Source organism: Acinetobacter sp. CS-2 (assembly GCF_016599715.1).
In the GTDB taxonomy this organism is placed as follows: domain Bacteria; phylum Pseudomonadota; class Gammaproteobacteria; order Pseudomonadales; family Moraxellaceae; genus Acinetobacter.
This window is the reverse complement of the sequence record NZ_CP067019.1, coordinates 951,610-964,112: the sequence shown is the minus strand read 5'-3', so window position 1 is coordinate 964,112 and position 12,503 is coordinate 951,610. Positions and strand designations below refer to the sequence as shown.

Sequence of the window (12,503 nt, the reverse complement as noted above, 5' to 3'; positions counted from 1 at the left end):
CTCTATTTTATCAAAATTCAACCTGCTTTGTTTCAGCATACTTTTTGAAACACCACCAAATTTTTCACCCGACTGTCTGCCACCCATACTTCTGGGGAAAACTTTAGAAACTCATCTAAAAAGAAGCGATTGCATTGATCGTATAGCACATCGGCAGCCAAGAGAATATCGACCTGCTCTGCTTTATACAGATCATCCAGATATTCCAGCTCGACATTATTCAACTCGGCATTGGCACGACACGCATCCAGACTGACCTGATCAATATCACAACAGATCACCCGCTTCGCTCCTGCCATTTTCGCTGCAATTGCAACCACACCCGACCCCGCACCAAAGTCGAGTACCACCTTGTCTTTCACATGATGTGGTTCAGCTAAGAGCCACTGTGCCATAGCAAGTCCTGAAGCCCAGCAGAATATCCAGTATGGCGTATCATTCCAGATCCGACGAATCACCTCATCATCGAGTTTGTCTGTCGGAAAGACCGGTGGAATCAGCCACAGTGAAATGGGGATTTCAGGCAATTGCTGGACAAGCAGCTCACAGTTTGGAATCACTTCATGCAAAGCTTGAATTAAATGTTCGGGGGCTTTTGGAAATTGGAAAGTACAGCTCATGCTTAAGCCTTGGCGATGATCTTATTGGAACTTATAAAGGGATTTGATACGCGACCAAGTCACCCGCAGCTGTTCGAGGCAAACCTAAATTTATTTAAAATTGTTTCTGCGACATTTCAGATTAAATGACACAAAATGCCGAGTTCTGCGGGTGACAAATGGTTTTGGTTACTTTTGCCGAAACAAAAGTAACATACGAGCTTCTTACATCGATCGTCACAACGGTAAGACTCCGTCGTGACTTCACCATCTTTTAATTAAAAGATTAACCTAAAGCCTTTTCAGCAGCTTCAACAGTTTGACGAATCAAAGTGGTAATGGTCATAGGACCTACACCACCTGGAACTGGTGTATAAGCAGAAGCCACTTCTTCAATACCAACCAACTGGATGTCACCTACACCGCCGCCATCACGTGGATGGAAACCTGCATCTACAACCACTGCACCTGGTTTAATCCAGTCTTTTTGAATTAGTTCAGCTTTACCTACGGCACCGACAATAATGTCAGCCTGTTTAACGAAGCTAGCAAGGTCTTGGGTACGTGAATGGCAAATCGTTACTGTTGCATTAGCTTCAAGCAACATTGCAGCCATTGGTTTACCCAAAATTGCAGAACGACCAACAACGACTGCATGTTTACCTGCAATTTCAATGTCATTGGCTTGCAGGATAGTCATGATACCTGCAGGCGTTGCAGAACCATAAGCTGCCTCACCCATTGCCATACGACCATAACCCAGACAAGTTACACCATCAACGTCTTTCGCCAGTGAAATGGCATCGAAACAAGCACGCTCATCAATTTGTGCAGGCACTGGGTGCTGTAAAAGAATACCGTGAACATCAGGATTGGCATTGAGTTTTTCAATTTCAGCCAGTAATTCTTCAGTCGTAGTTTCTTTCGGAAGTTCAACTTTCAATGAATCCATACCGACACGGCGGCAAGCATTTCCTTTCATACGCACATAAGTTGCAGATGCGCCATCGTCACCCACCAAAATAGTCGCAAGGATTGGAGTACGACCTGATTTTGCTTTTAACGCTTCTACGCGAGTTAACAAATCAGCCTCAATTTTCTTTGCCAATGCACGACCATCTAATACTAATGCCACGGCACTTCTCCCAAATGTTGATATGAATCAATTTCGCACATTCTACATGAATATTTTAAATATTTTCCGTTATATGCTGCTTTTCTGCACATCTGCATAAATCTACTATTGTTTTTTTTTCAGGGCTTGATAATATACGCAGCAACAAGACATGGCGGGGTGGCAGAGTGGTCATGCAGCGGACTGCAACTCCGTGTACGCCGGTTCGATTCCGACCTCCGCCTCCAATCTTGTTAAGCCCGAGTGGTGAAATCGGTAGACACAGGGGATTTAAAATCCCCCGCCCACAAAGCGTGCCAGTTCGAGTCTGGCCTCGGGCACCATTCTTAGCTTACTAAGATGGTGTAAGTAAAGAACCCAGCATTAAGCTGGTTTTTTTATGCCTAAAATTTAGCAACTCAGATTCTTATTCTGAATTGCATTCCACTATCGTGCTCTTTGGCTATCATCCCGCAGAGCGCAAATAATTCTCCAGGTCCTGCTCCAGTTTTTGCTGCAAATGAACTGGCTGAATAATCCTGACATGTGGTAGCCAATACCGCACCAAAGGCAATAACTGCATTTCGTGGCGAACCTGACAGCTGATTAATAATTCTCCAGATGTGGATTCCTGCTCAATCTGCTGCTCTGGAAACAAACGCCGCTCTTTAAAAAATACCGCAACCTCAGCTTTTACTTGGATAAAAACCTGCTGTTTTTGCTGTCCAAACCAGATGCTTTCCTCATCGGCCAGTATTTTTAATATCTCGGCATCATGTTGAAAATTTTCTGCCTCAAATAGCAGTTTCACCTGCTGAATCTGACTTAAGCGATAAGTCTGCAGTTTTTTCTGAAAGACACCCGCCAAATACCAGATGCCATGATGATGGATTAAACGATAAGGCTGGATGATTCTGCATTGATCACGATATTGCAGCTCAATCCATTGACGTTTATAAATCGCAGCGCTAAGCAGCTTAAAATGTTCAGCAAACCGTTTGCTATCTTCAAAATAATAGCCTTTTGCCGAGAAGACCTGATTCGCCCGTTCGTCCAGCAATTCGCGTAAAAAAGAAATATCCAGCGTCGGGTAAAGCTCACTAATTCCCGACAGTTGCGCAAAATTCTGGATATCCTGCAGTTTAAAACGGCCTAAATAGGAAGGTTCCAGATAATAGCGTTTAGTGTTTCCATCCTGAATCAAAGGCAAGTATGAATTAAGCCGATCAAAGTCCCGTTCAATGGTTCGGGTACTGACCTGAAACTCACCCGCCAGTTCTTGTACACTTAACTGATGTCCTATATTCAGTTTGGTTAAAATATTGGCCAAACGCTCTGCGAGGCGCTCATGCGTTGACGCATTGCCCTTCATAAATACCCTCTTTGTGCAATAAAAGCACAATACCTAAAATACTAAATTTTTTTAAATTATCTAAAAATTATACTACCAATCAAAAACTTAATTTTAAATATTTATTTCAACTTAAGCCTAATAGGAAAAACTTGAATCAGGATTTGAAACGGCTGGTGACACCTTTTGTCGGCGGTTTGGGATTAAGCCGTTCAACATAACGCTCAAGATGCAGCATGGCTTTATAAAACTGATGCAAATTAGAAGGTAATACCTGATTGCAAATAATAGCCTTATGCAATCGCTTCAAGGCGCGTAAGCCATGTTCAGATGTATAAGGAGCTGAGACTATTTTCATAATATACTTCCTTTTATTAAATGACATTTCAATTAATTCCAAACAATTTAGTCGGATTATTCTAAATCTTAATCTACTCTCTGGTTTTGACAGGTTGTGTCGAACAATCGACATTTTTTACCATTTTTTAAAATTTTATGACCTTATTTTTATTCATTAATTTAAGTTACTTATCATTTTTTATTGTATGTAAAATAAAAGCCAACAAATGTTGGCTTTTATTTTATTGAAAGCGGGAATGATTAGAGGATTTCTACCACAACTTTACCAACATGTTCACCGGTATCCATCACCGCATGAGCATCTTGAATCTGGTCAAACTTAAAAGTTTTATAGATCATCGGCAAACACTCGCCTTTTGCCCACAGCTGTGCAACATGCTCTTGCAAACCTTGCGCAATCTCCGCTTTTTCTGCTGTGTTACGTGCACGCATGGTTGAACCGGTAATAGTCAGGCGTTTCATCATGATTTGACCGAGTTTGACCTCTTTGGCTTTTGCACCACCCAAGAATGCGATATAAACCAGACGACCATCACGACGTAGCAGGTTCAGGTTTTTCTCCAGATATGGCGCACCCACCATATCTAAAATGACATCGACCCCACCATTGTCAGTAGCCCCATTAATGACTTGTTCAAAATCTTGAGTTTTATAGTTGATTGCCGTGGTTAAATCCGAAATTGCTGCCACTTTTTCATCTGAACCTACGGTTGCAAACGTTTTGATGCCGAGTGATTTACACAACATTAAAGCAGTCGTTCCAATCCCGCTTGTTCCACCATGTACCAGTACCGTTTCCCCTGCCTTGGCTTTACCCATCTGGAACACGTTGGCCCATACAGTAAAGAAGGTTTCAGGAATCGCGGCTGCCTGAGTAAAGCTCACGCCCTCAGGAATATTCAAGGTCTGGCTTTCAGGCACCACACAATATTCTGCATAACCGCCCCCATTAGTCAGGCCACAAACCTGATCGCCAACCTTAAACTTAGAAACCTCAGTTCCTACAGCCACCACTTCACCCGCCACTTCCAGCCCCGGTACAGGCGTTACCCCTTTAGGCATTGGATATAGACCTTGACGCTGCAAGATGTCAGGACGGTTAATGCCAAATGCATGCACTTTGACCAAGACTTCATCTGCTTTAGCTTCAGGTACTGCAACAGTTTCGTAAGCGAGTTTATCCACGCCGCCGGGTTCTGTGATGATGACTTGTTGCATAGTCGTTTGTGACATAATTTATTCCTGATCTATTCATTACTTTTTAAAATTCACCGCCCTATTTGAACATAGAAATAGCCGCGAATGAATAACCGTGGACTTATGTATAATCTCCTCACTATTCAGCAAAATGATATGAGCGCATGGCAACCATTCAAAAAGCTGAAATGCAGGATATAGAGTCTATCTTAAACATCTGGCTCAATGCTTCCCTACAGGCACATGGTTTTATTCCTGCTTCTTACTGGGAGCATCAGCTAATTCCGATGCGTGATCTTTACCTGCCTTTAGCCGAAAATTATGTGATCAAGGAAAATCAAACTGTCGCAGGTTTTGCATCATTATTGAAATCAGAGGCGGTGCTGGCGGCACTTTTTATTACACCCCATCAGCAAGGCTTGGGATACGGTACGGCCTTGATTGATTTTTTTAAACAGCAGTGTGATGAATTGCATTTAAATGTCTATACTGAAAATACCGCAGCGGTCAATTTTTATCGGCAGCAGGGCTTTAAAACCATCAGCCAAGCCATGGATCAAAACACCGGTCATGCAGAATTAAGTATGACTTGGTCTAAGCATTAATTGGGAAAATATCAGGAAAGTTTATGTCAGCCATCATTGAATACAATGAAGATAATTATAGTGACTTTGAATGGTTTGAAGGATTTGCTGTGATTCGTTTTTATGCCGACTGGTGCAAACCCTGTGTACAAAATTTTCCTGTCTTTGAACAGTTGGCAACTCATTATGCTGAAGTCAAACCTGAGATTAAATTCGGCAAGATCAATGTCGATCAATCCCCGATTCTGACCTTACGCTATAACGTTTACGGTTTGCCTTCTACACTGATTTTTAAAAATGGACAAATCATTCAACGAATTGCAGGGGTGAAAAGTTTGAATGAAATGAAAAGCATTATTGATTCAATGAACTAATCTAAAATTATTGTGGTTCAATGATAAAAATACCCAATTAAATATTGTAGCGTCATTTCAGTGTGTATTGCTTTATTTTTATTTTATTCAATATATTGTTAGCCCCACACCCACAATAAAAATGCTCAATTATTATGGATTTAAAAGTTATTTTCCTATTTTGCCTGTTCCCTGGTTTGGGCGTTATTTTCCTCACCTGGTTGTTGCGTTTTCCATGGACTTGGCTATTTAAAACCGTGATTGTTTTTGAAATTGTGGTTGCAATTTTGGTATTTGTCATTGAGCTTGATGCAAGAAAGACTCCGGGGAATAGCGGCTGGATCATGATTTTTGCAGCCGTTTTTCAGATCTATTTTGCCGTACTGCTAATGTTGACCCGTTTAGTGATCTGGCTGAGAAAAAAACGGGGCTAAAGCTGATGCATTCATCCCGTCTCTTATATGCATGGTTTTGACAGTTTTCAAATCAAACTAAATCGTTTTTTATTTGGGCATTTCTACAAACTGCATCAGGAATTTACGCACCAATGGCAGCATCACCAGAATCAGTGGGAAAGCCATCAGCCATGACAAACTCCATGCATGTAGCCACAGAGAAAAAAAGCCATCAACCAAGCCTTTATTCAGCAACATGTTAAAGCAGGAAATTGCGCCACTCATAATGCCTGAAAGGATGAGTGGCATCAGCCAAGTCAGATGTTTAGGGTGGAATTTTGGAAAATTATTTTTCATCATTTAACCTAATCTTTTTTAAATCGTGCATCGAATTACATACGTGCAATTTCTACTGCTGCCTGATCAATCTTTCCGGAGATTTCACGGATTTGCTCTGGATTCAGTTCGGTATGTTGAATCTTCAGGCGCAATGACGTTTTCAAGTTTTCCATCGCACGTTTGATATCGACATAGTATTCGTTGTTCTGGATTTGCTTACGCGTATTAAAGCGGTCGAGAACTTTATTAATCTGGTCTTGATGCGCAGCTAAATGTTTTAGTCCTTGGGCTGTAATGTGATATTGCTTGCGTTCATCCTCACTCAGTTGCACTTCTGTATAGTGATGTTCTTCAAGATAGTTAATCGTAGGACAGATGGTGCCTGTACTCGGCTTGTAGTTCCCGCCTACCAGTGATGCTACGTCTTTAATGATGTCGTAGCTAAACTTTGGTGCTTGGGCAATAAAATGCAGCACCAATAGCTTCATCTGTCCTGCTTCAAACAGGCGTTTTCGGGGTTTAGCAGTGCTTTCAATGTCTGCAACCGAATCAGCATTTGGCATAGCAGAGATATACCTTAAGATTAGTTAAGATATATCTTATTATATTTGGTACTTTTAAGAAAGCTTTTTGATGTGACAAATATTTTAAAGATAAGCTATTTTCATTTTTCTTTACTTAATTTAATTACTCTAGATTTTTATAAAGTTCTTTACCAAGAAAGGTTGAAGAACATAGTAATAATCAGATTAATCAATATCAGTAACGTAATAATCACTTTGACATAATTTGCATGTAATCACTTCATCTTTTTCTGACTCAACTGCAAAATATGAATCTTTTAAGACTCCACCAATTTGAGATTCACATAGAAGACATTTATGTATTTTTTTATTGGTAGGTATAACTAAAATTTTAGATGCTTTTTTCTTTCCCATAACCTTTTGGAAAAAACTATAAAAGAAAATAATCTTGCTATGATCATCCATTAACTCACCGGCTTTTGCCTCACCATCCTCCTCAATATTTAAATGACCAGATTCTACAATTTTTTGAAAAATTGATACTTTTTCATTATCAATCTTTTCACCCCATAACTCTGTTAAAAACAAATAGCTAATTTCAATAATTTTATAAGGTGTTATCTTTGCTGCTTTTGTTCCATGTATATAAAGATTTCTAGCAACTCTTAACTCTTCAAATTTTTGTTTAACATGATCACTAGGCTTAATATTAGTAACAGCAAATATTTTCAACAATGAATCAAATGGATGAATATAAAATTCGTGAAAAGGTTTATTTGACCATTTCCAATCTTTAGGAGGTGTTTCTAGCAATAAATACGGAGTTATAATAGATATTCGATATTTCAAATAATTTTCAATAGAATTAAATAACAATAAAATAATATTCCCCAATTCAACATCTAAATATTCCCAATACTCGGATTCTTGATCTGATAACTCACACTCTAGATCCTCAAATTCCATATATTCAAATTTGCATAGAAGATTTAACAAGTTATTTAGTACAAGGAAATGATAGTTTACACATCTATCTAAGAAAAATTCTGAATCAGGAATATCTGTAATCATTTTTATTTTTTAATCACCTAAATAAAATCAATATTACAACAATTAAAAAAATAATATTATTAACCTTTGTTTTTATATCCCCTCACCATCCGATCACTAACATCTTCCGGATAACAAAGCGGCGCATAACCACCTGCCCGATTATAGGCACTGCGTTTCCCACAACGACTACCATTCCTCGCAGTATTATAAGGACATGGACAATTCCCGGGATAACTTTCAATCGATTGCTGAATTATTTTTTGCTTAATCGCTTCTGTACTTTCATTACTTTGTTTAGCTTCCACACCAAAGGCTAAACATACCCCCATTAAAATAAATAATTTTTTCATAAATACCCCCTCAATCTTTGTATTGTATCGAGAAGTAATTTAAGTGAATGTTCAACTTTCGAATGACTGTATATTATTCAGACATTTAAAACTTACACAAATAAAAAAACCCGCCTTTTCAGCGGGTTATTTTAAATCAATTCAATCCATTACAGACGAACCAATTCCACAATCTTCTCAGCCAGTTCTTCAACTGACTCTTGCGTGAAGCTTACATCTGTAGCTTCTGCAACAGTGGTAATGACCGCAATACCTGTTTCACGAAGCAGTGCAACTTGTGCAGCATCAAGATCAGCTCTCGCAATCGCGACAATACCTTGTTGAAGCAACAGGTTTTCGAGCGCTTGTGCATTTTCCAGTGCTTTGGCAGATACCGTAATTGACGCAGGTTTTTGGCCTAAACGTGCCGCACGGTCTTCCGCTGTTACAGGGTTGCTATGCGCAGTCCATTCAACAGACTCTTCCACCATACCCGCACCAATCGTGACGTTATTCAAGCGATCAATGAAGATAAACGAACCGGTGTAACGGCTGTCCTGATAACGGTCAAAGACCACTGGCGCATCAAATTCAACAGTCACATTGGCAATCGCATTCAGATCCAGATGATCCACTTGCATTTGTTCAAGTGTATTTACATTGGTACGGAAGTTAATGCCAGTCACTTTGGCAGGAACCGTTTGTGTACCAATTTTAATGTTATACAACTTGCCAATCACCAGCGGTTGATCCGCCATCCATACCACAGTCGCTTTAACCGAACGTGAAATGGCAGGAATTCCCTGATCTGCACGAACCAGCATATTGCCGCGTGATACATCAATTTCATCGTTCAGGGTTAATGTCACCGCTTGACCAGCAAATGCATGTTCAAGGTTGCCATCAAAAGTCACGATTTCTTTAACCGTTGAAGATTTACCAGATGGTAAAGCCACAACTGTATCGCCGACATTGATTTCACCCAGCGCAATTGTCCCGGCAAAACCACGGAAATCCAGGTTTGGACGGTTCACATATTGCACAGGGAAACGGAAATCACGTTTCGCGGTATCACGGTTAATTTCTACAGACTCAAGCGTACCCATTAAGGTTTCGCCCTTGTACCATGGCGTATTTGGCGACTTGTTCACCACGTTATCGCCATTCAATGCAGAAATAGGCGTAAAGATGATATTGCTTGGCTTACGGTCGCCCAATTGGCTTACGAAGTTGGCATAATCGGCCTGAATTTCATTGAAACGCGCTTCAGAGAATTCAACCAAGTCCATTTTGTTGATTGCAACAATAATGTTCTTAATACCGAGCAAGCTTGCAATATACGTATGACGACGGGTCTGGGTTTGTACACCATAACGCGCATCAATAAGGATAATCGCAAGGTCACAGGTAGACGCGCCTGTCGCCATGTTACGGGTGTATTGCTCATGCCCCGGAGTATCGGCAATGATGAACTTACGTTTTTCAGTCGAGAAATAACGATATGCCACATCAATGGTAATGCCCTGCTCACGTTCAGCTTGTAAACCATCCACAAGTAACGCCAAGTCAGGTGCATCGCCAGTCGTCCCAACTTTTTTAGAATCACGGGTTACGGCTTGCAATTGATCTTCATAGATCAATTTTGAATCGTAAAGCAAACGACCGATTAAAGTCGATTTACCATCATCCACGTTACCGCAGGTCAAAAAACGCAGTAAGTCTTTATTTTCGTGTTGTTTCAAATACGCCAAAATATCCTGGCTAATCAGTTCAGATTGATGAGACATCGCTCAAACTCCACATACTTTAGAAATCGGGTTCAGATCGAAAAATTAGAAGTAACCTTCCTGTTTTTTCTTCTCCATCGAGCCTGCTTCATCATGGTCAATCATACGACCTTGACGTTCTGAGCTGGTCGCCAAGAGCATCTCTTGGATAATTTCCGGCAAGGTGTTGGCAGTTGATTCGACTGCACCCGTAAGTGGGTAACACCCTAAAGTACGGAAACGTACCGATTTCATTTGTGGAACTTCGCCCTCTTGTAGAGGCATACGTTCATCATCAATCATAATCAGTGTGCCACTACGTTCAACCACAGGACGTTCTGCAGCCAAATAAAGTGGTACTAATGGAATACTTTCCAAATAGATGTATTGCCAGATATCAAGTTCAGTCCAGTTTGATAACGGGAACACACGAATACTTTCGCCTTTGTTCACTTTACCGTTGTAAAGGTTCCAAAGTTCTGGACGCTGGTTTTTAGGATCCCAACGGTGTTTACTGTCACGGAACGAGTAAACACGTTCTTTGGCACGTGATTTTTCTTCGTCACGGCGCGCACCGCCAAAGGCAGCATCAAAACCGTATTTATCCAAAGCCTGTTTTAAGCCCTGGGTTTTCATGATGTCAGTATATTTAGAACTACCATGATCAAACGGATTGATTCCTGCTTCAACGCCTTCTTTATTTTGATGCACGATCAAATCGAAACCATGGGTTTTCGCCATGTTATCGCGGAAGGTGATCATCTCTTTAAACTTCCAGCCTGTATCGACATGCAATAGCGGGAATGGAAGTTTTGCAGGATAAAAGGCTTTTAAAGCAAGATGCAGCATCACTGCAGAATCTTTACCAATAGAATACAACATGACCGGATTTTCAAATTCGGCAGCCACTTCACGAATAATGTGAATACTCTCAGCTTCAAGCTGTTTAAGATGAGTAAGTCTTTCCTCAGTTATGGACATTGACAACACCAGCTCAGATCAACGTGTACTTATTACACTTTTAAAAATATATATATTCATTATAGAGATTTAGTTATCACATCTATTGCTTGTTTTATTATATTAATATGCATATTTGTCATATAAAGCTTAACTAATAAAGAGTATAAGTTTTTATTAATGATTTACTTAAATGATGATCTATTATTGTATTCAGAGATAATCCTTACCGCAAGCCAACATTAAAATGTACAAAATCTAATCTGATTGTTAATTCCTCTAAAACATCTATGTAATTCATGCTGAAAATTGCATAGAGTAACTAAACTTTCTCCCATCTCCTGTATTCTTTTGAATTATACCTATGCCAGACCATACTATTGAATCCGTGAAATCCAGCCTGGAACAGGCACAGCTTGCAGGCCACATCTATCAGCACAATCCACATTTACTGGTGCTGCAAGAACCTTGGGGAGAGGATGGCTCCATCCTGAATAATTTTGTGCAACATGAGCTCACCGCTGACCAGATTGGGCTGCAATTTGGACTAAGACTTTCGGATAATCATTTTGATTTTTTAATTGGTGTCACCCATAGCAATCAGGATCGCAGCTATGAAATTGGTGCAGGCAATCTTAAGGCCGATCAAAAAGCCTTTAACTTGTTGTATGCCTTTTATAACTATCCCAAGGCATTTTATCTGGTGAGCCTGCCCATGACAGCCAGTAGTGCTCAGCTTGAACAGGCCATTGAAACACAACTGTTCAATCAGGCCAACTTGGATTTCTTGAAGACAGCCATCAAAACCAATCCGATGGGACAACAGGTCAACTGGATGAAAGCCTTTATTCTGCAACAGGCATTGAACATGAAAGTGCGTATTCAAACCTGTTTACTTTAATCGTGCTTATTTAAGATAGCTGCCATGCAGCTTGGTCCATTTAAGATAAAATATTAAAGCTAGTCCATTAACCGATTCATCAAGTCTTAATATCACAAATGATTGAATCTAGATAAATTTTTACCAGCTAAAAAATGCAGTCTCATCGGCTGCATTTTTCATTTAAATTGAATCAATTTTAAACAATTAGCCTGCACAAACTCACTTGAGTCATGCTGGTAGAGCGCTACATTATCTGTTTATATGACCTATATAGAGCATAATAATGACGACCTCTATTTATCCTTGCCTGTGGTTTGGAAAAAATGCCAAAGCAGCCTGTGAATGGTATTACTCTAGTCTTCCGTATAGTCACATGATTGCCACAAACGAATATACGGCAAAAGCAAAAATCATTGAATGCGAAAATCAGACCGAGATTGATTATGACTGGAATAGCATCACGCTAAAAGGAATCGAGAGCCAATCTAGCTGGTGTAAAGACCAGTTTAGGGTGAGCTGGAAAATTCACCCTGAAAATTTAGGCGAGATTGTTAAGCAGAATTCTCATGCACAAGCAACGTTATTTAAAATGAAAAAGCTGCTGATTGATGATTTGATTCATGCCTGATCACCCTTTAACAGGATGAGCTAATAATAAAACAACCCATTGATATTTTTTAAAACTCTATAACCAAG

At 39.9% G+C, this 12,503-nt stretch carries 15 protein-coding genes, 2 tRNA genes and 1 pseudogene; 7 read left to right on the top strand and 11 right to left on the bottom strand.

The annotated features are described in order from the left end of the window. Positions 1 to 59: 59 nt before the first annotated feature. Positions 60 to 620, bottom strand: a pseudogene (locus tag JFY49_RS04475) (class I SAM-dependent methyltransferase); the annotation flags it as partial. 265 nt (positions 621 to 885) lie between these two features. Further along, the gene (folD, locus tag JFY49_RS04470) at positions 886 to 1,734 is read right to left on the bottom strand and encodes a bifunctional methylenetetrahydrofolate dehydrogenase/methenyltetrahydrofolate cyclohydrolase FolD (RefSeq protein WP_166170326.1); all 849 of its coding nucleotides are present in this window, start codon (positions 1,732 to 1,734) and stop codon (positions 886 to 888) included. Between the two features lie 153 nt (positions 1,735 to 1,887). Between folD and JFY49_RS04465 the strand changes: the two genes are divergently transcribed. Then, positions 1,888 to 1,961: transfer RNA gene (locus tag JFY49_RS04465), tRNA-Cys, on the top strand. A gap of 10 nt (positions 1,962 to 1,971) precedes the next feature. Beyond that, positions 1,972 to 2,057, top strand: a tRNA-Leu gene (locus JFY49_RS04460). Positions 2,058 to 2,179: 122 nt separating this feature from the next. On the opposite strand, the gene JFY49_RS04455 is transcribed toward JFY49_RS04460, so the two are convergent. The 3 genes from JFY49_RS04455 to JFY49_RS04445 all read right to left on the bottom strand — a co-directional run bounded on the left by JFY49_RS04455 (position 2,180) and on the right by JFY49_RS04445 (position 4,657). Beyond that, entirely contained in the window at positions 2,180 to 3,085 is a 906-nt protein-coding gene (locus JFY49_RS04455; protein ID WP_200224021.1) for a helix-turn-helix transcriptional regulator, read from the bottom strand. Positions 3,086 to 3,221: 136 nt separating this feature from the next. Next, positions 3,222 to 3,422 carry a hypothetical protein gene (locus tag JFY49_RS04450; RefSeq protein WP_086176233.1) on the bottom strand — a complete coding sequence of 67 codons (201 nt, stop codon included), beginning with the start codon at positions 3,420 to 3,422 and terminating at the stop codon, positions 3,222 to 3,224. Positions 3,423 to 3,664: 242 nt separating this feature from the next. After that, positions 3,665 to 4,657 carry an NAD(P)H-quinone oxidoreductase gene (locus JFY49_RS04445; protein WP_200224019.1) on the bottom strand — a complete coding sequence of 331 codons (993 nt, stop codon included), beginning with the start codon at positions 4,655 to 4,657 and terminating at the stop codon, positions 3,665 to 3,667. A 128-nt stretch (positions 4,658 to 4,785) separates the two neighbouring features. On the opposite strand from JFY49_RS04445, the gene JFY49_RS04440 reads away from it, so the two are divergent. From JFY49_RS04440 to JFY49_RS04430, 3 genes are all read left to right on the top strand, one after another. Further along, positions 4,786 to 5,226: an N-acetyltransferase gene (locus JFY49_RS04440; protein WP_200224016.1), complete on the top strand. Its 441-nt coding sequence runs from the start codon at positions 4,786 to 4,788 to the stop codon at positions 5,224 to 5,226. Positions 5,227 to 5,249: 23 nt separating this feature from the next. Beyond that, positions 5,250 to 5,579, top strand: coding sequence for a thioredoxin family protein (locus JFY49_RS04435; protein WP_166170334.1), 330 nt, complete (start codon positions 5,250 to 5,252; stop codon positions 5,577 to 5,579). Positions 5,580 to 5,713: 134 nt separating this feature from the next. Beyond that, complete coding sequence (locus JFY49_RS04430) at positions 5,714 to 5,992, top strand: hypothetical protein (RefSeq protein ID WP_200224013.1); 279 nt, start codon at positions 5,714 to 5,716, stop codon at positions 5,990 to 5,992. A gap of 69 nt (positions 5,993 to 6,061) precedes the next feature. On the opposite strand, the gene JFY49_RS04425 is transcribed toward JFY49_RS04430, so the two are convergent. The 6 genes from JFY49_RS04425 to cysD all read right to left on the bottom strand — a co-directional run bounded on the left by JFY49_RS04425 (position 6,062) and on the right by cysD (position 10,939). After that, a complete protein-coding gene (locus tag JFY49_RS04425) occupies positions 6,062 to 6,310 on the bottom strand; it encodes a DUF2798 domain-containing protein (protein WP_180042415.1) in 249 nt (82 codons plus the stop codon). A 35-nt stretch (positions 6,311 to 6,345) separates the two neighbouring features. Then, complete coding sequence (locus tag JFY49_RS04420; protein ID WP_413784599.1) at positions 6,346 to 6,864, bottom strand: PadR family transcriptional regulator; 519 nt, start codon at positions 6,862 to 6,864, stop codon at positions 6,346 to 6,348. A gap of 177 nt (positions 6,865 to 7,041) precedes the next feature. Then, positions 7,042 to 7,782, bottom strand: a complete 741-nt coding sequence (locus JFY49_RS04415; protein ID WP_200224010.1) for a hypothetical protein — start codon at positions 7,780 to 7,782, stop codon at positions 7,042 to 7,044. A 164-nt stretch (positions 7,783 to 7,946) separates the two neighbouring features. Beyond that, positions 7,947 to 8,219, bottom strand: coding sequence for a hypothetical protein (locus JFY49_RS04410; protein ID WP_200224008.1), 273 nt, complete (start codon positions 8,217 to 8,219; stop codon positions 7,947 to 7,949). Between the two features lie 149 nt (positions 8,220 to 8,368). Further along, on the bottom strand, positions 8,369 to 9,985 hold the full coding sequence (gene cysN, locus JFY49_RS04405; protein ID WP_200224005.1) for a sulfate adenylyltransferase subunit CysN: 1,617 nt from the start codon (positions 9,983 to 9,985) through the stop codon (positions 8,369 to 8,371). Between the two features lie 45 nt (positions 9,986 to 10,030). Then, entirely contained in the window at positions 10,031 to 10,939 is a 909-nt protein-coding gene (cysD, locus tag JFY49_RS04400) for a sulfate adenylyltransferase subunit CysD (protein WP_171522023.1), read from the bottom strand. A gap of 349 nt (positions 10,940 to 11,288) precedes the next feature. On the opposite strand from cysD, the gene JFY49_RS04395 reads away from it, so the two are divergent. Beyond that, positions 11,289 to 11,825 (top strand): hypothetical protein, encoded by a 537-nt coding sequence (locus JFY49_RS04395; protein WP_180042345.1) that lies wholly within the window; start codon positions 11,289 to 11,291, stop codon positions 11,823 to 11,825. Positions 11,826 to 12,090: 265 nt separating this feature from the next. Then, complete coding sequence (locus JFY49_RS04390) at positions 12,091 to 12,435, top strand: VOC family protein (protein ID WP_180042347.1); 345 nt, start codon at positions 12,091 to 12,093, stop codon at positions 12,433 to 12,435. The last annotated feature ends 68 nt before the right edge of the window (positions 12,436 to 12,503 follow it).